We start from the raw sequence: 21,615 nt of genomic DNA on the forward strand, positions 1-21,615 counted from the left end.
ATCCCGCGCATGACTCCTCCGCCGCCGCCCGTGCTGCGCCCGTACCGCCCCGGGGACCGCGAGGCCCTCTTCGACATCTGCGTACGCACCGGACACGTGGGCGAGGACGCCCGCCACCTCTACCCGGACCCCGGCCTGCTGCCGGACATCTTCGCCGCGCCCTACGCCGTCCTGGAACCGGGCCTGGCCTTCGTGGTCGAGGACGGCGGGCGCGCGGTCGGCTACATCCTCGGTACGGCGGACACCGCATCCTTCGTCGACCGCTACCGCGCCGAATGGCTCCCCGGCCTCACCGGCCGCTACCCGGCCCCGGTACCCGAACCGGCCACCCTCGCCGAGGCGATGACCGCCCTGATGCACGACCCCGAGCGGATGATCCTGCCGGAGCTGGCCGACTATCCGGCCCACCTGCACATCGACCTGCTGCCGAGCCACCAGGGGGCGGGGTACGGGCGGCGGCTCATGGAGACCTTCCTCGCCGCCCTCGCCGAACAGGGCGTCGAAGCCGTCCACTTGAGCATGCTCACCGCCAACACCAAGGCCCGCGCCTTCTACGACCGCGTCGGCTTCCACGAGATCCCGGTTCCGGACCCGGGGGCCGTGACGTATCTGGGCCGCTCGACCCGGTGACGCGGCCCGCTCGGGCGCGAGGCGGCGCAGGGGCGGAGGCGCGGGGCGTGGTGCCGCGGTGAGTGACGGCCCCCGCGACCACTTGGGACGTGTTTCGAAAGTCCCGCCTGCTCGGCCTCCGGGCGGACGGCGCTACTTTCGAAACACGCCCTAGGCGACGCCTCCTACGCCGCCGCCAGGTCCCGGGACCGCAGCGCGAGCCACAGGTCGTAGCGGGCGCTCGGGGGCCGGAGCAGCGAGCGCCGGAGGACCGTTTCGAGCCGGGTGAGGCGCTTGCGGGCGCCGGGCACGCTGATGCCCAGCTCGGCGGCCGCCGGCCCTAGGCGGCCCTCGCAGCGCAGCCAGGTGCGCAGGGTCTCCTCGGAGCCGAGGACGGGGGCCAGTTGCTGGTCGGCCCAGTCCCGTACGGCAGGGCGGCGCAGGATGGCGTCGAGGTCCCGCACCGCCCCTCGCGTGCCGGATCCGGTGGTGGCGTACGGGGCGGGCTCGGGGGTGCACACCGGGGCGGGGGTGGCGCGGACGCGCAGCGCCAGGTCCAGCGCGGCCTGGTCGGCCAGCCGGTGCAGGTCGAGGCCGAGCAGATCGCCGATGAGTCTCAGCCGGGCGGCGAGGGTGTTGCGGTGGACCTTGAGGTGGTCGGTCGCGTGCGACGAGAACGCCAGCCAGGAGGCGGCCGTGGCCGCGAGCTCCTGGCTCCCGGGGTCCTGCGCGCGGCGCGGCACATGGGTCAGGAGCGGCGTCAGCAGCTCGTTCGCCCACTGCCGGCCGGCCGGTCCGACGACGAGCGCGGGATCCGGCGAGACCCCGAACCGGGCGTGACGGGTCGGCAGTTCGCGGGCGGCGGCCAGGGCGTGGAAGGCCTGACGGTAGCCGGTCCCGGTGTCGGCCAGCGGCACGGGCTCGCTGACGCCCACCACGCAGTCGCCCACCCTGGCGGCGACGGCCTCGTCGACCGGGACTGCCTCCCGGCCCTGCTCCTGTGCGGGCATCACGAGGATGAGGTGGCGGGCGTGGACGGGGCACCGCACGATCCAGGACCGGCCGCCGTCCGCGTCCACGCAGACCTGGACCACCTCGTCGCGCCCGTCGCCGGAGCACTCCACGACACATACCCGTACCGGATCGGGAAGCCGGGGGCGCAGCGCACCCGCGACCTGCTGGGCGATGGAGAGCTGGCCCGTCATCAGCAGGTGCAGCACCGCCTCGCGCCCCCGGGACTCGGCGAGTTCCACCCGGCGGCGTCTGCGCTCCAGCGTCTCGGCCTGCCGGCACAGGGCCAGCGGCAGGACCACGTCGGCCAGGAGCGTGGCGAGCCCGGCGGCCACGGGCCGGGGCGTGACGACGACGAGCATCGGGGCGGCGTGGTCGTCGGCGCTCAGGGGGAACAACAGGGCGGTGTGCGCGCCGGTGTCGAGGGAGTACGCCCGCGCCCCGCGCTCCGTCAGGGCGTTCGCGCTCTCGGCGACCAGCCCCGCGACATCGGGGACCACCGCCCTCGCCGTGCGGGCCGCCGCGTGCAGCACCGTCCCGTCCGGCCCGACGAGCCCGGCCCAGCCCTCGGCCCGCCCGGCCAGCCAGCGCAGCAGCGCGGCCGTTCCGCCGGAGCGGGCCAGCCGGTGCATGCGCAGAAGATCGTCCGCGCGCTCCCGTGCTCGCACCCCTCCCCCGTTCCCGCCCAGGACGCGGCGGCGGTGCGGGTGGACCGATCCGCCCGACTGTGCGGACTGATACCCCCGCGGCCGCCCCACTGGGCGTATTGAATCTCCCGGTCTCCCTGCCCCCCGTTCTATCGTCCGAACGTGTTCCGGCACGTCGGGGGAGACGGGGGAGGCCGGAACACGGTAACGCGGGAACGCGGCGGCAGCGGCTCACGGGGGTGGTCGCTGTCGCCGGTTCCCGCGCCCCCCGGATTGTCAGTGGTGCCTCTTACCGTCGTACGGAGAAGTCGGCTTCCGGCTTTCGACGTCCGAGGAAGGCACCCCCATGGAGTTCCGCATCGAACGCAGTGCCCTGACCGAGGCCGTGGCCTGGGCGGCCCGCGTCCTGCCCGTGCGGTCGCCCGTCCCGGTGCTGGGCGGGCTGCTGCTGGACACGGAGGGCGGGAGCGGGGGCGAAGGCGGGCGGCTGCGGATCTCCGGGCTCGACTACGAGGCGTCCGCGCGCATCGACGTGGACGCCGAGGTCCTGCGGCCCGGCAAGGTGCTCGTCATGGGGCGGCGGCTGCTGGACATCTGCAAGGTGCTGCCCGAGGGGCCCGTGGAGTGCGCGGTGGAGGGCTCGCGGTTCACGGTGTCCGGCGACGGCGCCCGGTTCGGCCTCTCCGTGCTGCCGCTGGACGACTACCCCGCGCTGCCCGCGCTCCCGCGGGTCCGGGGCGCGGTGGACGCGGAGCTGTTCGCGGCGGCCGTGGCCGATGTGGCGGTGGCCGCCGGGCGCGACGACACGCTGCCCGCGCTCACCGGGATCCGGCTGGGACTCGACGGCGACACGATGACGCTCGCCGCGACCGACCGGTACCGCTTCGCCGTACGGACCGTCCCGTGGAAGGCGACCGCCCCCGGCGAGAGCGCCGACGTCATCGTCTCCGCCCGCCGCCTCACCGAGATCGCCCGCTCACTGGGCCGGTCCGGGCTGGTGAGCGTCGCCCTGGACACCGGTTCGGCGGGCTTCGAGCACACCGGGATGCGGACCACCGTACGGCTGCTGGAGGGCCGGCTGCCGCGCCACGAGAAGCTGTTCGCGATGGAGGCCCCGGCCGTCGCCGTGGTGGACCGGGCCCGGCTGACGGAGGCGGTCAAGCGGGTCTCCGTCGTCGCCGACGGGGACAGCCCGGTGCAGATGACCTTCTCCCGCGCCGACTCCTCCGTGACTCTCCGGGCGGGTTACGAGGACGACGTGGCGTCCCAGCGGCTGCCGGCCGCCCTGGAGGGCGCCGAGGAGCTGACCGTGGCCTTCAACCCCGGGTATCTGGCGGACGCCCTGGCCTCGTTCACGGATCCGTCGCTGCGGCTCCTGCTGCTGGGGGCCGGACAGCGCGCGATGATCACGGACGGGGCGGGCACGGACACCCACCGGCACCTGCTGATGTCGGTGAAGCCGCAGTTGGGGTGATGCGGTTGGCGTGAGCGCCGAAACGGGGGGTGGGCCCGGCGGCGAGCCGGACGCACCCCCCCGTTCGGGTGGGGGTCACAGGTCCTCGTGAGGACCGGGGGTCAACAGCTCAGGTTCGAGCCGGTGGTGGTGCCGAGGATCTGGGTGAACTGCGTGAACTTGTTGACGCGGCTCTGGACCTGCGCCGGGTTGCCGCCGTTGCACTCCAGGGCCCCGTTGATCGAGCGGATCGTCTCGCCGAAGCCGGCGTTGTTGACGATGGCGTTGTGCGGCGTCATGGTGCCGGGGCCGTTCTGGGTGTTCCAGTACCAGAGGCCGGTCTTCCACGCCACGGCGGCGTCCTGCTCCACCAGGTACGGGTTGGCCAGCAGGTTGATGCCCAGGGCGTCACCGGCCGCCTTGTAGTTGAAGTTCCAGCTCAGCTGGATCGGGCCGCGACCGTAGTAGGCGGCCTGGCCGGCCGGGCAGCCGTAGGACTGCGTGGTGTCGCAGTAGTGCGGGTAGTTCGCCTCGTTGACTTCCTTGATGTAGAACAGCCCGCCGGTCTCGTGGCTGACGTTGGCGAGGAAGGCTGCGGCCTCGCGCTTCTTCACCTCGTCGCTGCCGGTGTTGGCGAAGGCCGGGTAGGCGCTCAGGGCGTCGGTCAGGCCCTTGTACGTGTAGAAGGCGTTCCGGTTCGGGAACATCTGGTTGAACTGCGCCTCGCTGACGACGAAGCCGTTGTTCTCGCCCGGGTCCTCGCCCCCGCTGCCGCAGGCCCCCTTGTCGGCCCACACGTCCGACGTGCCCGGACGCTCGTTCTGGGTCCACCACTTGGCGGTGTAGTTGCGGCCGTTGTACGAGACCGCGCCGCCGTTCGTGTAGACCGAGGACGAGTTCCAGGCCGTGGCGCAGGTGGCTGCCTGGGCGGTGGCGGCGGGAAGGACGACGAGCGCCGCGACGATCGCGCCGAGCGCGACCAGCAGACTCATGACACGTCGGATCACGTGATCACACTCCTTGGACGCGGCGCGACGTCCGGCCGTGCGCCGCCGTGGGGGTGCCGACACTCAAGCGAGGATGGTCTGGACCTGTCAAGGTCTAGACCATCCTCGTCAAGGATGCGGGTCCACCCGCCTCGGCCCGGACCGGCCGGCGCGATCGCGTCAAGAGGGCCCTCAACAGCCGCTATTCCGCAGGGAGTCCATCCGGGTCCCCCTCGGACCGGGGTGGGACCGAAGGTAAAATCTTCCGGGCCGCCCAGCATGCGGACGGTTCCATCCACCCGGCGGACCGGCTCCCGGGACCCGCGCGCGCTCCCGGCAGATTCAGCGGGTCAAATCCCGAGGGCGTCCCCGGCGGCGTTGCAGTCGGAGAGCGCCACGTCCGGCAAGCGACCTGTTTCCACTTCGAGGCGGACGCGGAGTGGTTCCACGACGACGCCTGCGTCGGCCACGGCGTCGCCGCCCTCTCCCCGGCCGCCGCCGGATCGCCGTGCGCGCCGCGACGGACACCGGCCAGCCCACCGGGGGGTCCCGGCCTTGGGCCGGAAACGCCGCAGGGCCCCGGATCACAACGGATCCGGGGCCCACGGGCACCGCACAGGCACTACAGCCCCACGGGCAGGGTGCCGCCCCCTAGAGGAACGAGTTGATCTGGATCGTCTCGGTCCGGCCGGGGCCGACTCCGATAGCGGAGATCGGGGCGCCCGACATCTCCTCCAGGGCCTTCACGTACGCCTTGGCGTTCTTCGGCAGGTCGTCGAAGGTCTGGGCCTTGGTGATGTCCTCGGACCAGCCAGGAAGGTTCTCGTAGATCGGCTTCGCGTGGTGGAAGTCGGTCTGGTTGTACGGGAGCTCCTCGACGCGCTTGCCGTCGATCTCGTACGCCACGCAGACCGGGATCTGCTCCCAGCCGGTGAGGACGTCGAGCTTGGTGAGGAAGAAGTCGGTCAGGCCGTTGACCCGGGTCGCGTACCGCGCGATCGGGGCGTCGAACCAGCCGCAGCGGCGGTCACGGCCGGTGGTGACACCGCGCTCGCCGCCGATGCGCCGCAGCGCCTCGCCGTCCTCGTCGTGCAGCTCCGTCGGGAACGGGCCGGCCCCGACCCGCGTCGTGTAGGCCTTGAGGATGCCGATGACCCGGCTGATCTTCGTCGGTCCGACACCGGCGCCGGTGCAGGCGCCGCCCGCCGTCGGGTTCGACGAGGTGACGAAGGGGTACGTGCCGTGGTCGACGTCGAGCAGCGTGCCCTGGCCGCCCTCGAAGAGGACGACCTTGCCCTCGTCGATGGCATCGTTCAGGATCAGGGTCGTGTCGGCGACGAACGGCTTGATCTGCTCCGCGTACTGGAGCATGTCCTCGACGACCTTACCGGCCTCGATGGCCCGGCGGTTGAAGACCTTGGCCAGGAGCTGGTTCTTCTGCTCCAGGGCGGCCTCCACCTTCTGCACCAGGATCGACTCGTCGTAGAGGTCCTGGACACGGATCCCCACCCGGTTGATCTTGTCGGCGTACGTCGGACCGATACCCCGGCCCGTCGTGCCGATCTTGCGCTTCCCGAGGAAGCGCTCGGTCACCTTGTCGAGCGTGACGTTGTACGGAGTGATCAAATGAGCGTTGCCGCTGATCAGAAGCTTGGACGTGTCGACGCCTCGCTCGTTCAGACCGCTCAGCTCGGAGAGCAGGACCGCCGGGTCGACCACGACACCGTTCCCGATGACCGGGGTACAGCCCGGCGACAGGATTCCGGAGGGGAGGAGATGCAGTGCGTACTTCTGGTCGCCTACGACGACCGTGTGACCGGCGTTGTTCCCGCCTTGGTATCGCACGACATAGTCCACGGATCCACCGAGGAGATCGGTGGCCTTCCCCTTGCCCTCGTCACCCCACTGAGCACCGAGCAGCACAAGTGCGGGCACAGGCGTACACCCCTTCCGGGCGGGGCATGTCCAAGGTCAGGGGGCGTACGTAAAGGTCGTACCTGCCGCACGACGATGTACGGCAAAGCCTGAGCCGTCGAACCGGGTGCCCCGGAATAGACGAAGCCCCTGGCGCAATAGCGCAAGGGGCTCTTGCACCAAGATGCTACCCGAGGAAGGACCGAGGTGTCGGCTGCAGAGCCCCCCGGCGACGGCGACGACCAGCTCCTGGTGGTCATCGACCCGGTCGCCCGCCGGACCGACGGCGAGTCCGTGCGTATCGCGAAGGACGTGCTGAGCGCCGGCTCGCACGCCAAGATCTGCCTTCCGGACACCCCCGAGGAGTTCGCGCGGGCCCTGTCCCGGCGGGGTTCGCGCAGGCCCGTGGTGGTCGGCGACGATCGCGCGCTGCTGCGCGCGGTGGCCCAGCTGCACCGCGAACGGGAGCTGGCCGACGGCGTCCTCTCCCTGATCCCCGTCGGCGCCGCGCACGCCCTGGAGGTGGCGCACGCCCTCGGCGTCCCCCGGGGCGCGGTGGCGGCCGCGCGGACCGCGCTGGACGGTGCGGTGCGGCGCCTGGACCTCCTGGTCGACGACAGCGACGGCGTGGTCCTCGGCCGGCTGCGCATACCCGCCCCGGCGCCGCTGCCCGGTCAGGGGGGCCCGCCGACGGGCGTCACGGCCGTCTGGGACACCTGCCGCTCGCTGATGACGTCCCTGGTCCGCCCGGCCCCGGTCGCCGCCGCCACGGTCCCGGGCACGCACCGCCTGCGCATCGAGGCGGACGGGGTGCTGCTGAGCGACCTGGACACGCCGGTGCGGGGCATCTCGGTGACCTCACAGGGCGGCGGGGGCCTGGCCGACGTCGTCGTCCGCACCGCATCGGGCGAGGACCTGACGGCGGAGGCCAAGGCCGTCACCGTCTCCGGCGCGGACTTCCGCTACCGGGCGGACATACGGACCGGGGGGCCGGTGCGCACCCGGACCTGGACGGTCCGGGCGGGCGCCTGGGGGCTGATGCTGCCGGGCCCGGCGAGCGCGGACGGGACAGCGGGCGCACCCTGGTAGGAGACGCCCGGAACGTCCCGGAGGTGTTGGTCATGACCAGGATCGCTGTCGGATGGCACATCGACCTCGAATTCGAGGAGGACACCCACCGCACCCGCGCGGCGGCGCTCGTCCGCCTCTCCGACGGAACAGAGGTACGCGCCCACGGCTACGCCAGCCGCCACCCCTCGGACGCCGACCAGCAGCGGGTCGGCGAGGAGATCGCGGGGGCCAGGGCGCTGAACGAACTGGCGATGAAACTGCTGACAAAGGCGCACGACGAGATCGACGAGGCGTCGGGCAGGTCCTCGTTCCCGCTGACGTAGTGCGAGGGGCTCCGCCCCGGACCCCGCTCCTCGCCGCCATCGGCGGGCTCGGCATCGGCGGGCTCGGCATCGACGGGCTCGGCATCGACGCGCCGGCCGGAGCGCCCGGGCCGGAGCGCCGGGCGCGGCTTGTACGCCCCCTGCTGAGGCACCGGGCCGTGGAAGCCGCGCCCTACACTTCCGCCCGCAGTTCCTTCAGCCCCCGGATCACATACCCCGGCTGCCACTGCGGCTCGGCCGTCATCCGCAGCCCGGGCGCCTTGCGGAGCAGCTCCCCGAAGGAGGCGGCCAGCTCCAGCCGGGCCAGCGGGGCGCCCAGGCAGAAGTGGATGCCCGCGCCGAAGGTGATGTGCGGGTTGTCCTCGCGCGACAGGTCCAGCGCGTCCGGCCGGGCGAACCGCTCGGGGTCCCGGTTGGCCGAGCCGAACAGCAGCGCCACCTCCGCCCCCCGCCCGATCACCTGGCCGTCGATCTCGATGTCGTCCAGCACCCAGCGCTCGAACATCTGCAACGGGGTGTCGTAGCGCAGGAGTTCCTCGATCGCGGTGGGCAGCAGCGCGGGGTCGGCGCGCAGGGCGGCCAGCTGTTCCGGGTGGTGGAAGAGCGTGCGCCAGCCGTTGACGGTGGTGTTCACCGTCGCCTCGTGGCCGGCGTTCAGCAGGAGCACACAGGTCGAGATCATCTCCTGCTCGGTCAGCCGCTCGCCCTCGTCGTGGGCGGCGATGAGCGCCGAGATCAGGTCCTCGCCCGGGTTCGCGCGCCGCTCGGCGATCAGTCCGCGCAGATACGCGGAGAAGTCGACGGAGGCGCGGACGGCGGCCTCGGCCGTCTCCTGGGAGGGGTTCAGCTCGAACATCCCGCAGATCGCCGCCGACCAGGGCCGCAGCAGGGCCCGGTCCGTCTCCGGGACGCCCAGCATCTCGGCGATCACCGCGACCGGCAGCGGCTCCGCGACGTCGGCCAGCAGGTCCCCGCCGCCCTTCGCCACGAACGCGTCGACCAGCCCGGCCGCCAGCCGCCGCACGGTCGGGGCCAGGTTCTCGACCGTACGCGGGGTGAACGCCTTGGAGATCAGCCGCCGGATCCGGGGGTGGTCGGGGGCCTCCAGGTCGAGGATGCCCTGCCCGTTGAGCGTGGTGAACGGCTCGTGTGCGGCGGGCGGCGGGGTGCGGCCGAACTCCTCGTGGCTGAAGCGGTGCAGATACGTCCGGCCGAGCCGCCGGTCGCGCAGCAGGGCCGACACGTCGGAGTGGTGCGGGATCAGCCACTGTCCCGTCGGCTCGAACCAGTGCGCCCGGCCGGCGGCGCGCAGCGCGGTGTAGGCGGGGTAGGGATCGGCGACGAACGCGGGCGACCAGGGATCGAAGGACACGTGCATGCCCCGACGCTACCCGCGCCCGCGCCCGCCGCAAGGGGGGCCGGGGTGCTATCCCGGAGTCACCAGCCGCGCCTCGTACGCGAAGACCGCCGCCTGGGTCCGGTCGCGCAGCCCCAGCTTCACCAGGATGCGGCTGACGTGCGTCTTGATCGTGGACTCGGCGACGATCAGGTGCGCGGCGATCTCCGCGTTGGAGAGCCCCTGCGCGATCAGGACGAGCACCTCCGTCTCGCGCTCGGTGAGATCGCCGATCCGGGCCAGCGCGGGCGGCCGCGGGGTCTCCGCGAGCTTGGAGAACTCGGTGATCAGCCGCCGGGTCACCGTCGGGGCGAGCAGCGCCTCGCCCGAGGCCACCACCCGTACCCCGTCGGCGAGCTGCCGGGCGGAGGCGTCCTTGAGGAGGAAGCCCGAGGCCCCGGCCCGCAGCGCCTGGTAGACGTACTCGTCGAGGTCGAAGGTCGTCAGCACCAGGACCTTCGCGTCGGCGTCCCGCGCGACGATCTCGCGGGTCGCCTCGATGCCGTTCATCTCCGGCATACGGATGTCCATCAGGACGACGTCCGGGCGCAGGGCGGCGACCTGGGCCAGGGCCTGGCTCCCGTCCACCGCCTCGCCCACGACGGTGATCCCCGGCATCGCGTTGAGCAGGACCGAGAAGCCCTCGCGGACCATCATCTGGTCGTCGACGATCAGGACCCGGATGTCGGTGTCGCTCATGCGCGGCCGTCCCGCTCGACGAGAACGGTGTCGGCGTTGCCGGTCGCGTCCGTGACCGGGTCCGTCCTGCCGCCGGCCGCGTCCCGCGCCTCCGGTTCCTGGGACAGCGGTACGGGGAGGAAGACGGCGATCTCGTAGCCGCCGTCCGCGGTCGTCCCGGCCGTCATCTCGCCGTTCAGCATCGCGACCCGCTCCCGCATCCCGGTGATCCCGTGCCCGGCCCCCGGCGAGGGCTTGACCAGGCCGCGCGGGGGCCCGTTGACCACGCGCAGCCCGAGCCCGCCGAGGACATAGCCGAGCTCGACCCTGGCGGCGGCGCCCGGCGCGTGCCGCAGGCTGTTGCTCAGGGCCTCCTGGACGATCCGGTACGCCGACAGCTCGACGCCCTGCGGCAGCTCGCGGACGGCCCCGGTGATCACCTTCTCGGTCTCCAGGCCCGTCTCGCGGACGTTGTCCAGGAGCCCGTCGAGCGCGGCGAGGGTGGGCTGCGGGGCGTCCGGGGCCTCGTAGTCCTCCGCCCTTACGACCCCGAGGACGCGGCGCAGCTCGGTGAGGGCGGCGACGGCGTTCTCCCGGATGGTGACGAAGGCCTGCTCCAGCTCGGGCGGCGGGTTCTCGACCCGGTAGGGGGCGGCCTCGGCCTGGATCGCGACGACCGACATGTGGTGGGCCACCACGTCGTGCAGCTCCCGGGCGATGGTGGTGCGCTCCTCCAGCAGGGTGCGCCGGTCGCGCTCGACGGCGGTGACGGTGCGCTGCACGGTGACCTCGCGCTCGGCGTCGCGCCGGATCTGGATCACGGCGACGACGAGCAGCGCGAAGGCGGAGAGCGTGGCCAGGGGCGCAATGCTCGACGGTTCGCCGCCTTCCAGCAGCATGCCGAACAGAAGGGTCAGCAACCACATCCAGGCGGCCGTACGGGGCCGGGTCCGGGCGGCCACGACCACCATGACCACCATCTGGGCGACGAAGACGCCGGGGCCCAGGAGCCCGTCGCTGCCCAGGATCGCGCAGAAGACGATCGCCAGCATCGAGCCCCAGTACGCGGCGACCGGCCTGATGAGGGTCATCACGACCGGAATCGCGGGCACCACACCCATCAGGAAGCGGTAGTGCCAGTTCGCGAATCCGGCCATCATCACGACGAAGGCGGCGAACAGCACCAGAGCGTGCGGGGTCCAGACGACGACCCTGCGCATCCCCTCGGGCAGCCGCCGGATCAGCCGTCCGTCGGGGTTCAGAGGCGGCAGGGGACGGTAGTCGAACACTCGGCGCAGGAGGTCCTCCCGCAGGCCGTCTATCGCCCCTGCGGCCGCCCGGAACTCCGGGCTGCTGGTCTTTGTCTGGGTCTCGGTCACGCTCTCACGGTAGGCGGCCGCGGACGGGAGGTCGTCAGCATCGCTACGGATTCGGGGGCGTCCCCCTCAAGGACTACCTGCCTCCCCCGTATCGCGTCAGGGACCGGAAAGCGCCTGGTCGGACCCCCGGTCGGCCCCCGGCCGGACCCCCGGTCAGGCTCCCGCGCGGAAGTGGTCCGCATGCTCCTCGGCCCACTGCGCGAAGGTCCGCGCCGGCCGCCCGGTGACCTTCTCCACCGTGTCGAGCACGGTCCGGCCCTCCGGCGGGGTGTCCCGGTAGACGTCGATCAGGAACGCGATCACGTCCTCCGGCATGCCCTGGCCCCGCCAGGTCTCCAGCGCCTGTTCCTCGGTGAGCTCGACCAGCTCGACGTCCGCGCCGCGCGCCGCGGCGACGGCCGCCACCTTGTCGCGGACGGTCAGCACCTGCGGGCCGGTGACCAGGTACTCCTGGCCGCCGTGACCGTCCTCGGTGAGGGCGGCGGCCGCCACCGCACCGATGTCCGCCTCGTGGACCATCGCACTCAGCCGGCCGGTGAAGGGCTCGCGCACCACGCCGTCGCTCCTGATGCCGGGCGCCCACTCCAGGGCGTTCGCCATGAACTCCACCGGCATCACGACGGACCAGGCGAAGTCGCTCGCGCGCACCGCCGCCTCCATCGGGGTGGCCCCGCCGCCGTGCAGCACGGTCACCCGGCGCACGCCCGCCTTCCCGGCCAGACCGAGGATCTCCGCACCGGTCTCCAGCGGGGCGAAGAACTCTCCGCCGAAGGTGATGAGGTGCAGTCCGGTCACCCCGTCCAGCGCGGGGACCAGCGACGCCGGGTCCGTGAGGTCGCCGCGGACGACGTCGACGCCGGCCGGGAGCTCCGCCCGCGCCGGGTCGCGGGTCAGGGCCCGGACGTGCTCGCCGCGCTCCAGCAGCTGCTCGACCACACGGCGGCCGACCGTTCCCGTGGCCCCGGTCACCAGGATCGTCATGAGGTTCTCCTTCGTCGGTTCCCACTCCGTCCGAGCGGCAACAGAACCAACGTAGAGACCCTTGCGGACACCTTTGGTCCGCAATCAGGCGGGCCTCAGGAACTCACCAGGCGAGCTGAGTGATCTCCTCGGCCACGACGGCGCAGGCGTCGGCGGCCGGATCGATCAGCGGGAAGTGCCCGACGCCGCCGAGCAGCGTCAGTCCGACCATCTCGCCGGACCTGGCCGCCGCGTCGACGTACGCCTCGGACACGGCCTGCGGGACGACGATGTCGTCGACGCCCTGCACGATCGCGGTGGCGATCCCGGTCGGCAGCAGCACCCCGGGGTCGGCGTGCGCCGCGCGCTCCTCGAAGTCCGCTTCCCCGCCCAGGAGTTGGGTGACCGCACCGCCGCACACCCCCAGCTCGACCGCCGTCGTGAAGTCCGCGATCGGGGCCAGGGCGACGACCCCGCGCAGCGGCGGCGGGGCGGGCAGCCGCCACGGCGACCCCTCGGGCAGGACGTGCCGCGCCGCCGCCCACAGGGCGAGGTGCCCGCCCGCCGAGTGCCCGGTGACCACGATCCGCCGCACATCGGCGCCCGGCAGCTCGCGGGCGGCCAGCACGGGCATCGCGTCCAGGGCCGCGGCCACGTCGTCGAAGGTCTCCGGCCAGCGCCCCGCGACGGGATCGGCACCGCCCGGCCGGGTGCTCTCCTCGCCGCCGCGCTGCTGCGGGATGCCGTCGCCGCCGCGCCGGTACTCCACGCTCGCCACGGCGAAGCCCCGGCGGGCCAGGAAGTCCGCGAGCGGGGAGGCATGGGCCCGGTCGTACGGGGCCCGCCAGGCACCGCCGTGCAGGAGGACGACGAGCGGGGCGCCGGTGCGGCCGTCGCGCGGGGCGTAGAAGTCGATGACCTGGTCGGGGTGGTCACCGTAGGCGGCGGACCGGTCGGGGGCGACCTCCGGATGCGCGAACGCCGACTCCATCTCGGCGACGTCCCGATCACGCGCGGCAGAATCCGACATGCTGCTCAACCGTCCTATGCCTGTGCCTGTGTCCCGTGCCCAACTGGGCTGACCTGCGGGGACGGTACCAGCCCTCGGCACCGCCCCCGCCCGGCCGAACAGACCGTGACGAACCGTCAGCCGACAGTGTCCCCGGCCGTGCCCCCGGCGGGCACATCGGCCAGCACCTCGGCCAGAATCCGCGCCGCCCGTTCCGCGTCGGCGAATCCCACGTACAGCGGGGTGAAGCCGAACCGCAGCACGTCCGGCCGCCGCAGATCACCGACGACGCCCCGCTCGATCAGCCGGCGCATCACGGGCTCCGCCTCGTCGCAGCGCAGGGCGACCTGGCTGCCGCGTTCGGCGTGCGCGGCCGGGGTGACGGAGGTGACCCGGCCCGCCGGTGCGTACGCGTCGACGCACTCCAGGAAGAAGTCCGTCAACGCCAGCGACTTGGCTCGCACGGCGTCCACACGGACCCCGTCCCACACGTCCAGCGCCGCTTCCAGCGTCAGCATGGAGACGATGTCGGGCGTGCCGACCCGGCCCCGCACGGAACCGTCCGCCGGGGCGTAGTCGGGGGTCATGCCGAACGGGTCGGCGTGCGAGTTCCAGCCCGGCAGCGGCGAGTCGAAGGCGGCCTGGTGGCGTTCGGCGACGTACAGGTACGCGGGCGAACCGGGGCCGCCGTTCAGGTACTTGTAGGTGCAGCCGACGGCCAGGTCCACCCCGTGCTCGTCGAGCCCGACGGGCAGCGCACCGGCGCTGTGGCAGAGGTCCCACACCGCGATCGCCCCCGCCGCGTGGACGGCGGCGGTCAGCCCGGGCAGGTCGTGCAGCCGGCCGGAGCGGAAGTCGACGTGGTTGAGCAGCACGGCGGCGGTACGCGGACCGAGCACGTCCGGTACGCCGGTGGGCGCGACGGGCACGATCCGGTGACCGGTGAGCCGGGCGGCGGCGGACGCGATGTACCCGTCCGTGGGAAAGGTGGTCGCGTCAACCAGGATCTCGTCGCGTCCCTCCCCGGCGAGCCGGCTCGCGGCGACGACCGCCTTGAAGACGTTCACGCTGGTCGAGTCGGAGACGACGACCTGTCCTGCGGCGGCCCCGACGAGCGGGGCGATCCGGTCGCCGATCCGCTCGGGCGCGGTCCACCAGCCGCTCTCGTCCCAGGACCTGATGCGCAGCTCGCCCCACTGACGGGTGAGGACGTCCTGCACCCGGGCGGGGACGTGGACGGGGAGCGCGCCGAGGGAGTTGCCGTCGAGGTACACGCCGTCGTCGAGCGCGAAGAGCCCCCGCTGAGGGGCGAGCGGATCGGCGGCGTCGAGGACGGCGGCGCGCTCGCGAAGGCCTGTCTCCGTGGCGCGTGGGGTCTCAGACATGACTGCGCGCCGTCCACAGCTCGGGGAACACGTTCTTCGTGGCGCGCTTCTCCAGCCAGGCCACCCCGGCGGAGCCGCCGGTGCCGGTCTTGGAGCCCATCGCGCGCCGGGTGGCGACGAGGTGGTCGTTGCGCCACCGCCAGACGAGCTCGCCGACATCGGTGAGCAGCTCGCCGAGGCGCACCAGCTCGTCGTTCTGGTCGTCGGAGGCGTAGATCTCCGCCCACACGGCCTCGACCTCGGGCGACGGCTCGTACCGCTTGGTCAGGTCCCGGCCGATGACCGACTCGGGAACGGCATATCCGCGCCGGGCCAGCAGGGCGAGCGTCTCGTCGTACAGGCTGGGCTCCCCGAGCGCCTTCTCCAGCTCGGCGTACACCCGGGGCGCGCCCCGGTGCGGCACCAGCATGGAGGCGGACTTGTCGCCGAGCAGGAACTCCATCCGCCGGTACATCGCGGACTGGAACCCGGAGCCCTCGCCGAGGGATCCCCGGTAGGAGTTGAACTGGGCGGGGGTGAGTCCGGCCAGCGGCCGCCAGGACTCGTTGAGCGCCTCCAGCTCGCGCAGCGAACGCTTCAGGGCGTCGCGCGCGACGGGTATGCGGTCCTCGCGCAGGGCGCGGGTCGCGGTCTCCCACTCATGGACGATGACCGTGAACCACAGCTCCATGACCTGGGTGGTGACCAGGAAGACCATCTCGCCGGGATCGTCCGAGCGCAGGTGCTGGAGGTGGGTCAGGACATCCGCCTGGACATAGTCCTCGTACGGAGTCGTTCCCGCGAAGTCCAGGTGCGGGGTGTCCGCACCGGTGGCTTCGGGGTCGGGGTGATTCGTCGACATCGCTGTCTCCTCGACACGAGCTTCCGGGTAGCGGTCCGCCCCTTCCGTGAGGTGATGGAGCTCCGGTCCCCTGCTCGCATACTAGTGCCGCGTCAGCCAAGGTTCGCCCCGTCGCGACGCCCGGCACGCACTCTCGCCGCACCGGCCGAAAGCCCGAGTACGTCCAGTACGAGGGCTTCCCCCTGGGCGCCTCCCCGCCCGGTGTGCGTGGGCGGGGAGCGCCGAGAGGGTCAGCTGAGGATGTCGGCGGCGGTCGGCGAGGAGTCCCGCAGGAACGTCGAGCAGCGCTCGTGCTCCTCGGTCTCCCCGATCGACCCGGCGGCCCGCGCCAGGGCGTGCAGGGCGCGCAGGAAGCCACGGTTCGGCTCGTGCTCGAACGGGACGGGGCCGTGGCCCTTCCAGCCGGCCCGGCGCAGGGAGTCGAGGCCGCGGTGGTAGCCGGTACGGGCGTACGCGTACGACTCGATGACCCGGCCGCCCTCGTACGCCTCGTCGGCGAGCTGCGCCCAGGCGAGCGAGGAGGTGGGGTACTTCGCGGCGACCTCGGCGGGCGGGGTGCCGGCGGCGAGCAGCTCGCGCGGCTCGGGGTCGTCGGGGAGATGGGTCGGGGCGGGGCCGCCGAGCAGGTTCTCGTGGATGGACATGGGTCAAGTGTGCCTGCCGCGACGGCCCGGCGGCACCACGCCCCGGCTCCGCGGCACAGCGCGTTCACACGGGCTCCGGGGCCCGCCCTCCCGTCGGTGCTCCGGCTCCAGCGGTGGGGCGACGACCCCGCAGTGCACCGCGCACTCGGCCCGCTCGCCGCGGACGGTGCGGCGGCCGGGGTACGCACCGTCCACCAGGCGATGACCGCGCCCGCCGCAGGAACACCCACCGCCCCCCGGGCCCGTCGACGAGCCACCCGCCCACGAAGGGCCCCACGGCCGCCCCGACCCCGCCGAACCCGGACCAGAGCCCCACGGCCCGCGCCCGACGGACGAGGCGACCCGAATCTCACCGGGCGCGGAGGCAGCGGCCGTGGAAGCAGCTCCCCCCGCCCCCCCTCCCCGCACACGACGGCCCGGGGCGGCCGATTCAAGCCCCTCCGGCGATTGAGCAGCGGGGGTCCGGGGGCGGAGCCCCGAATCCACCGGCTACCGCACGGCCTCCACCGCCCGCACCAGCGCCCCCACGCCCACCTCGGCCTTCCCCCGAGGACACCCCACGTTCAGCCGGACGCACCCGGGCGCCCCGTAGACGGAGCCCCCCATGATCGCCACCTTCTCCCTCTCCACCAGCACCCGCTGCAACTCCGACTCGTCCACCCCGAGAGGCCGCAGATCGATCCACGCCAGGTACCCGGCCTGCGGCGGCACCCACCCCAGCTCAGGAAGGTCGGCCCCCAGCCGCTCCGCGACGTGACCCAGGTTCCCCGCCACATACGCCCGTACCGCGTCCAGCCACGCCGCCCCCTCCCGGTACGCCGCGATGTGCGCGGTCAACGACAGAACGGCGGGCGACGCCAGCCCCTCCGCCGTCTCCATCCGGCGCAGGAACTCCGCCCGGTCGGCCGGATCGCCGATCAGCCCGTACGAACCGGTCAGCGCCGGGAAGTTGAACGCCTTCGACCCGGAGGAGACGAGTGCCCAGCGCCCGGCCCCCGCCACCCGCGTCCACGGCACATGGACGCGCCCCGCAGGCCCCTCGTGCACGAAGTCCGCGTGGATCTCGTCGCTGATCACCGCGACCCCGTACCGCTCGGCCAGCGCGGCGGTCCGGGCCAGCTCCCCGGCCGTCCACACGTACCCCGTCGGGTTGTGGGGCGAGCACAGCACCAGCACCTTCGCGTCGGGCCGGGCCAGCTCGCGCTCCAGCGCCTCCTCGTCCCCCACCGGCACCCCCCGCAGCTCACGCCCGAGCCCGGTGATCGCCTTGCGGAAGCCGTCGTACGTGGGGGTGTGGACGACGACACCGTCCCCCTCCCCCGTCCACATCTGGAGGAGCTGGGAGAGCTGGGAGAGCACGGACGGGCCGTAGACCAGCTGCCCGGTGTCGATCGTGGTGCCGTACCGGGTGGCGTACCAGTGCGCTATCGCCGAGCGGAAGTCGTCCTGCTGCCAGGTGGTGTAGCCGAACACCCCGTGCTCCAGGCGGGCCCGCAGCGCGGCCAGGACCTCGGGCGCCGTGGCGAAGTCCATGTCGGAGATGGTGAACGGCAGCAGCCCGTCCGCCCCGAACCGGTCCGCGACCCCGTCCCACTGGACGCACCAGGTGCCCCGGCGGTCGACTACGGTGTCGAAATCGTAGGGCGCGCCCACGACAGGTCCTCTTCTTTCTCCCGGCACGGCAGCGGGCCCGGCCTCCTGAAGGAGGACCGGGCCCGACACCGTACGTCCGTGCGAACGGGTGGTTACTTCAGCTTCGTGCCCGTGGAGCGCAGGTGCCCGCACGCCTCGGTGACGCGCTTGGCCATGCCGGCCTCGGCGGCCTTGCCCCAGGTGCGGGGGTCGTAGGTCTTCTTGTTGCCGACCTCGCCGTCGACCTTCAGCACGCCGTCGTAGTTGCGGAACACGTGGTCCACGACCGGGCGGGTGAAGGCGTACTGCGTGTCGGTGTCGAGGTTCATCTTCACGACGCCGTTCTCCAGCGCGGTGGCGATCTCCTCGGCGGTGGAGCCCGAACCGCCGTGGAAGACGAAGTCGAACGGCTGGCTGCCGGCCGGCTTGCCGTACTTCTCGGAGACGCCAGCCTGAAGGTCCTTCAGCAGCTCGGGACGGAGCACGACGTTGCCCGGCTTGTAGACGCCGTGGACGTTGCCGAAGGAGGCGGCCAGCAGGTAGCGGCCCTTCTCGCCCAGGCCGAGCGCCTCGGCGGTGCGCAGCGCGTCGTCGACGGTCGTGTACAGCTCGTCGTTGATCTCGTGCGTGACGCCGTCCTCCTCACCGCCGGTCGGGGTGATCTCGACCTCAAGGATGATCTTGGCGGCGGCGGCCTTGGCCAGCAGCTCCTGGCCGATGGCCAGGTTGTCGGCGAGGGTCTCGGCGGAGCCGTCCCACATGTGGGACTGGAACAGCGGGTTGAGACCCTTGGCGACGCGCTCGGCGGAGACGTCGAGCAGCGGACGTACGTACCCGTCCAGCTTGTCCTTGGGGCAGTGGTCGGTGTGCAGCGCGATGGTGACGTCGTACTTCGCGGCGACGATGTGCGCGAACTCGGCCAGGGCGACCGCACCCGTGACCATGTCCTTGTTGTGCTGGCCGCCCAGGAACTCCGCACCACCGGTGGAGATCTGGACGATGCCGTCGCTCTCGGCCTCCGCGAAGCCACGCAGGGCGGCGTGCAGAGTCTGGGACGAGGTCACGTTGATGGCCGGGTAGGCGAACTTGCCCGCCTTTGCCCGGTCGAGCATCTCGGCGTACGCCTCGGGGGTTGCGATGGGCATCTGACCGCTCCTTGGGATGTGCGGGTGTGCAGGCTTGAGTCCCTGACCTGGGGGCGACGTCATCGTCGCCCCCATCTTCCCAGACTCCTCATCGGGCTCCACTCGGCGGACCCTGTTTCACGTGAAACCGTCCGCCCGGGCTCAGCCCAGGTCGAGATCGGCCACCGAGTAGACGTGGACGTACGGCAGACCGGCCTCGGCGATCGCCGGGGCGGCCCCGCGCTCGACGATCACGGCGACGGCGACGACCTCCCCACCCGCCTCGCGCACCGCCTCGACGGCGGTCAGCGGCGAACCGCCCGTCGTCGAGGTGTCCTCGACGACCAGGCAGCGGCGGCCCTTCACATCGGTGCCCTCGATCCGGCGCTGCATCCCGTGCGCCTTCTGCGCCTTGCGGACGACGAACGCGTCCAGGGTCGTTCCGCGGGCGGCGGAGGCGTGCAGCATCGAGGTGGCGACCGGGTCGGCGCCCAGGGTCAGCCCGCCGACGCAGTCGTAGTCCAGCTCGGCGGTGGCGTCGAGCATGACCTGGCCGACCAGCGGCGCGGCCTTGCCGTCCAGCGTGATGCGGCGCAGGTCGATGTACCAGTCGGCTTCCAGACCCGAGGAGAGGGTCACCTTGCCGTGCACCACGGCCTTGTCCTTGATCTGCTGGAGCAGGTCAGCGCGTACGTCAGTCATGTCCACGAGGGTAAGCGGTACGGGCCGGGCCCACGGCCGGGCACCGTTTCAGAGCCGCGTCCAGCTCCAGGTCGTCGTGATCTCCAGCGGGTCGATCGGGGTCACCAGCCGGGGCGTGGTGTTCAGTCCGTTCGGTGGCCCGGACTGCGGCTCCACGCAGACGGCCTCGTCCTGCTCGTCGTAGATCACCACCCACTCGCTCCGGCTCTTCACCGTCAGCTCCAGCCGCTCCGGCCAGGTGAGCTTCACGTCCACGCCGTCGGGCATGCCGAAGCAGTCGTCCCACGGGCCGGGCAGGGGGTCGATGCGGCGGCCGGTGGGCAGATGGTCCGCGCCGCGCTCCTCCTGCCAGGCGGCGTCGAAGGACAGCTCGGCGTCCCGGCCGTCGAGGGTGCGGTGGAACCAGGGGTGCCAGCCGGCCTGGGCCGGGAAGGAGTTGCCGTACGTCTCGACGGCGAGGCCGAGGAGCAGCGTGTCCTCGGTCAGCTCGAAGGTCTGCGTCACCCGGCCCGGGTAGGGCCAGGGCTCGGCGAGGTCGTAGTAGAAGGCCGCCCGGCCCTCGTCCGCATCGGCGGCCGTGTGGACGGTGTGCCAGGAGGTGTCCCGGCCGGTGCCGTGGATGGCGTGCGGCGGGGAGTTCAGCGGCAGCTCGTGGAGCGCGTCACCGTTGCGGAACTGCCCGTACCCGGTACGTCCGCACCAGGGCACCATCGGGAAGCAGCCGTACCGCTCGCCCTGGCGGAGCAGTTCGGCGCCCCCGATCCGCAGGCTGCTGATCCGGCAGCCGTGCAGGGGGTCGACGGTCAACTCGGCTTCGCCGACGGTCAGCCTGACGTTCTCTTCGCTCCTGCTCACCCGACGACCCTACTGGCCGCCGCTGCCTCCGAAGCCCACTACCTCCGGCGCCGCAGTGCCCGGCCCAGCACCACGGCGGAGGCCAGCGCGAGGGCGGCGGCCGGGGCGACCCACCGCAGGGTGGTGCCGGCGCCGCCCGCCTCCGGGGAGGGCACGGGGGCGTAGCGTCCCCGCGGGGGCGCGTGGTCGACCTCCTCGGCGCTACGCCCGATCATGGTGCGGCGGGCGTGCGCGGCCTCGGCGGGCGGTTCGTCCGGAACGGTGAACTCCACCCCGGCGACAGGGTCGAGCGAGGGAGGCGGCACGGGCGAGTCGAACACGGACCCGGAGTCGTCGTCGCCCGCGTCTGCACCCGCATCGGCACCGGCACCGGCACCGGGAGAAAGCGCTTCGTCGGCCTCCGGAGAAGGGGCGCCGTCCTCGTCGCCCTCAAGCCCCTCGGCGGCCACCGCACCGTAATCGTCGCCACTCTCCTCGCCCTCGCCCTCGCCCTCCCCCGCGTCCTCGTCCCGCGCCGCCAGGGACTCCGTCACCAGCTGCTGGGTGAAGCGGTCCAGGAGCCGGTGGGCGGCCGCGAGTGCCGCGCCCTCCTCCAGCTCGACCAGCCGCCCGTCCCCGCCCGCCGTACCGCTGTACGCGAGGGTCGTCCCGCCGTCCGCCTCCGTGAGGCCGATGGTCAGGGCCAGCTCGACCGCACCGGTGCCCCGGGCCTCCACGCCCTTCCCGGTCACCGAGAAACGCTGCCCGTCGGAGCCTCCGCCGCCCTCCGGGCCGGTGAGCAGCAGCTCGCCCCGGTAGGTGATGGTGTGGCCGCCGGCCCGGAGCTTCAGCCGGCCCGCCAGGGGCGGCGCCGACGCGTCGGCGTCCTGCTGGAGGCCGGGAACGCAGCGGGCGACCCGGGCGGGGTCTTCGAGCGTGCGCAACAGGGTCGGGACGGGAACCGGAACGAACACCTCATGCTCCATGGCAACCGAGCCTAATCGGCCCCGGCCCGGA

20 protein-coding genes and 1 pseudogene are annotated in these 21,615 nt (G+C 72.8%); 4 read left to right on the forward strand and 17 right to left on the reverse strand.

What is annotated here, in order from left to right; all coding sequences use genetic code 11:
- Positions 1-9: 9 nt before the first annotated feature.
- A complete protein-coding gene (locus IG90_RS0124835) occupies positions 10-630 on the forward strand; it encodes a GNAT family N-acetyltransferase (protein WP_030588634.1) in 621 nt (206 codons plus the stop codon).
- A 164-nt stretch (positions 631-794) separates the two neighbouring features.
- On the opposite strand, the gene IG90_RS0124840 is transcribed toward IG90_RS0124835, so the two are convergent.
- Entirely contained in the window at positions 795-2,252 is a 1,458-nt protein-coding gene (locus IG90_RS0124840) for a helix-turn-helix domain-containing protein (protein ID WP_030588637.1), read from the reverse strand.
- Between the two features lie 361 nt (positions 2,253-2,613).
- Here IG90_RS0124840 and dnaN point away from each other — a divergent pair, with 361 nt between their 5' ends.
- Positions 2,614-3,741 carry a DNA polymerase III subunit beta gene (gene dnaN, locus IG90_RS0124845; RefSeq protein ID WP_030588640.1) on the forward strand — a complete coding sequence of 376 codons (1,128 nt, stop codon included), beginning with the start codon at positions 2,614-2,616 and terminating at the stop codon, positions 3,739-3,741.
- Positions 3,742-3,842: 101 nt separating this feature from the next.
- Here the strand turns inward: dnaN and IG90_RS0124850 are convergent, their stop codons facing one another.
- A complete protein-coding gene (locus IG90_RS0124850; protein WP_030588643.1) occupies positions 3,843-4,727 on the reverse strand; it encodes a glycoside hydrolase family 19 protein in 885 nt (294 codons plus the stop codon).
- A gap of 630 nt (positions 4,728-5,357) precedes the next feature.
- Positions 5,358-6,641 (reverse strand): adenylosuccinate synthase, encoded by a 1,284-nt coding sequence (locus tag IG90_RS0124855; RefSeq protein ID WP_030588646.1) that lies wholly within the window; start codon positions 6,639-6,641, stop codon positions 5,358-5,360.
- Between the two features lie 186 nt (positions 6,642-6,827).
- Between IG90_RS0124855 and IG90_RS0124860 the strand changes: the two genes are divergently transcribed.
- The gene (locus IG90_RS0124860; protein WP_030588648.1) at positions 6,828-7,709 is read left to right on the forward strand and encodes a hypothetical protein; all 882 of its coding nucleotides are present in this window, start codon (positions 6,828-6,830) and stop codon (positions 7,707-7,709) included.
- Positions 7,710-7,741: 32 nt separating this feature from the next.
- Positions 7,742-8,014 (forward strand): DUF1876 domain-containing protein, encoded by a 273-nt coding sequence (locus IG90_RS0124865; RefSeq protein ID WP_030588650.1) that lies wholly within the window; start codon positions 7,742-7,744, stop codon positions 8,012-8,014.
- 172 nt (positions 8,015-8,186) lie between these two features.
- Here IG90_RS0124865 and IG90_RS0124870 read toward each other — a convergent pair whose 3' ends face one another.
- From IG90_RS0124870 to IG90_RS0124930, 14 genes and pseudogenes are all read right to left on the reverse strand, one after another.
- Positions 8,187-9,392: a cytochrome P450 gene (locus IG90_RS0124870; RefSeq protein WP_030588652.1), complete on the reverse strand. Its 1,206-nt coding sequence runs from the start codon at positions 9,390-9,392 to the stop codon at positions 8,187-8,189.
- A gap of 48 nt (positions 9,393-9,440) precedes the next feature.
- Entirely contained in the window at positions 9,441-10,109 is a 669-nt protein-coding gene (locus IG90_RS0124875; protein ID WP_030588654.1) for a response regulator, read from the reverse strand.
- Positions 10,106-11,467: a sensor histidine kinase gene (locus tag IG90_RS0124880; RefSeq protein WP_030588656.1), complete on the reverse strand. Its 1,362-nt coding sequence runs from the start codon at positions 11,465-11,467 to the stop codon at positions 10,106-10,108. Before IG90_RS0124880 ends, IG90_RS0124875 begins: the two co-directional genes overlap by 4 nt.
- Positions 11,468-11,620: 153 nt before the next feature.
- Complete coding sequence (locus IG90_RS0124885) at positions 11,621-12,448, reverse strand: SDR family oxidoreductase (RefSeq protein WP_030588658.1); 828 nt, start codon at positions 12,446-12,448, stop codon at positions 11,621-11,623.
- Between the two features lie 103 nt (positions 12,449-12,551).
- Complete coding sequence (locus IG90_RS0124890; protein WP_030588661.1) at positions 12,552-13,457, reverse strand: alpha/beta hydrolase; 906 nt, start codon at positions 13,455-13,457, stop codon at positions 12,552-12,554.
- A 116-nt stretch (positions 13,458-13,573) separates the two neighbouring features.
- On the reverse strand, positions 13,574-14,821 hold the full coding sequence (kynU, locus tag IG90_RS0124895) for a kynureninase (RefSeq protein WP_030588663.1): 1,248 nt from the start codon (positions 14,819-14,821) through the stop codon (positions 13,574-13,576).
- Entirely contained in the window at positions 14,814-15,662 is an 849-nt protein-coding gene (locus IG90_RS0124900) for a tryptophan 2,3-dioxygenase family protein (protein WP_030588665.1), read from the reverse strand. Before IG90_RS0124900 ends, kynU begins: the two co-directional genes overlap by 8 nt.
- A gap of 230 nt (positions 15,663-15,892) precedes the next feature.
- Positions 15,893-16,306: a DUF3151 domain-containing protein gene (locus IG90_RS0124905; RefSeq protein WP_030588667.1), complete on the reverse strand. Its 414-nt coding sequence runs from the start codon at positions 16,304-16,306 to the stop codon at positions 15,893-15,895.
- A 217-nt stretch (positions 16,307-16,523) separates the two neighbouring features.
- Positions 16,524-16,634: pseudogene (locus IG90_RS46120) on the reverse strand (MFS transporter); the annotation flags it as partial.
- 161 nt (positions 16,635-16,795) lie between these two features.
- Positions 16,796-17,959: a MalY/PatB family protein gene (locus tag IG90_RS0124910; protein WP_030588669.1), complete on the reverse strand. Its 1,164-nt coding sequence runs from the start codon at positions 17,957-17,959 to the stop codon at positions 16,796-16,798.
- A 92-nt stretch (positions 17,960-18,051) separates the two neighbouring features.
- Positions 18,052-19,083 (reverse strand): class II fructose-bisphosphate aldolase, encoded by a 1,032-nt coding sequence (fbaA, locus tag IG90_RS0124915; RefSeq protein ID WP_030588671.1) that lies wholly within the window; start codon positions 19,081-19,083, stop codon positions 18,052-18,054.
- A gap of 141 nt (positions 19,084-19,224) precedes the next feature.
- Positions 19,225-19,764: an orotate phosphoribosyltransferase gene (gene pyrE / locus IG90_RS0124920; protein WP_030588674.1), complete on the reverse strand. Its 540-nt coding sequence runs from the start codon at positions 19,762-19,764 to the stop codon at positions 19,225-19,227.
- A gap of 48 nt (positions 19,765-19,812) precedes the next feature.
- Positions 19,813-20,619: an aldose epimerase family protein gene (locus IG90_RS0124925; RefSeq protein WP_030588676.1), complete on the reverse strand. Its 807-nt coding sequence runs from the start codon at positions 20,617-20,619 to the stop codon at positions 19,813-19,815.
- 38 nt (positions 20,620-20,657) lie between these two features.
- Positions 20,658-21,584, reverse strand: coding sequence for an SRPBCC family protein (locus IG90_RS0124930; RefSeq protein WP_030588678.1), 927 nt, complete (start codon positions 21,582-21,584; stop codon positions 20,658-20,660).
- Positions 21,585-21,615: the final 31 nt, after the last annotated feature.

Source organism: Streptomyces anulatus (assembly GCF_000721175.1).
Classification (GTDB): Bacteria; Actinomycetota; Actinomycetes; order Streptomycetales; family Streptomycetaceae; genus Streptomyces; species Streptomyces anulatus_C.

Bases quoted from the DNA above. Each gene is read 5' to 3' on its own strand.
- IG90_RS0124835 (WP_030588634.1), top strand. From the start codon at position 10: ATGACTCCTCCGCCGCCGCCCGTGCTGCGCCCGTACCGCCCCGGGGAC.
- IG90_RS0124840 (WP_030588637.1), bottom strand. From the start codon at position 2,252: ATGCACCGGCTGGCCCGCTCCGGCGGAACGGCCGCGCTGCTGCGCTGG.
- dnaN (WP_030588640.1), top strand. From the start codon at position 2,614: ATGGAGTTCCGCATCGAACGCAGTGCCCTGACCGAGGCCGTGGCCTGG.
- IG90_RS0124865 (WP_030588650.1), top strand. From the start codon at position 7,742: ATGACCAGGATCGCTGTCGGATGGCACATCGACCTCGAATTCGAGGAG.
- IG90_RS0124870 (WP_030588652.1), bottom strand. From the start codon at position 9,392: ATGCACGTGTCCTTCGATCCCTGGTCGCCCGCGTTCGTCGCCGATCCC.
- IG90_RS0124875 (WP_030588654.1), bottom strand. From the start codon at position 10,109: ATGAGCGACACCGACATCCGGGTCCTGATCGTCGACGACCAGATGATG.
- IG90_RS0124885 (WP_030588658.1), bottom strand. From the start codon at position 12,448: ATGACGATCCTGGTGACCGGGGCCACGGGAACGGTCGGCCGCCGTGTG.
- IG90_RS0124890 (WP_030588661.1), bottom strand. From the start codon at position 13,457: ATGTCGGATTCTGCCGCGCGTGATCGGGACGTCGCCGAGATGGAGTCG.
- kynU (WP_030588663.1), bottom strand. From the start codon at position 14,821: ATGTCTGAGACCCCACGCGCCACGGAGACAGGCCTTCGCGAGCGCGCC.
- IG90_RS0124900 (WP_030588665.1), bottom strand. From the start codon at position 15,662: ATGTCGACGAATCACCCCGACCCCGAAGCCACCGGTGCGGACACCCCG.
- IG90_RS0124905 (WP_030588667.1), bottom strand. From the start codon at position 16,306: ATGTCCATCCACGAGAACCTGCTCGGCGGCCCCGCCCCGACCCATCTC.
- fbaA (WP_030588671.1), bottom strand. From the start codon at position 19,083: ATGCCCATCGCAACCCCCGAGGCGTACGCCGAGATGCTCGACCGGGCA.
- pyrE (WP_030588674.1), bottom strand. From the start codon at position 19,764: ATGACTGACGTACGCGCTGACCTGCTCCAGCAGATCAAGGACAAGGCC.
- IG90_RS0124930 (WP_030588678.1), bottom strand. From the start codon at position 21,584: ATGGAGCATGAGGTGTTCGTTCCGGTTCCCGTCCCGACCCTGTTGCGC.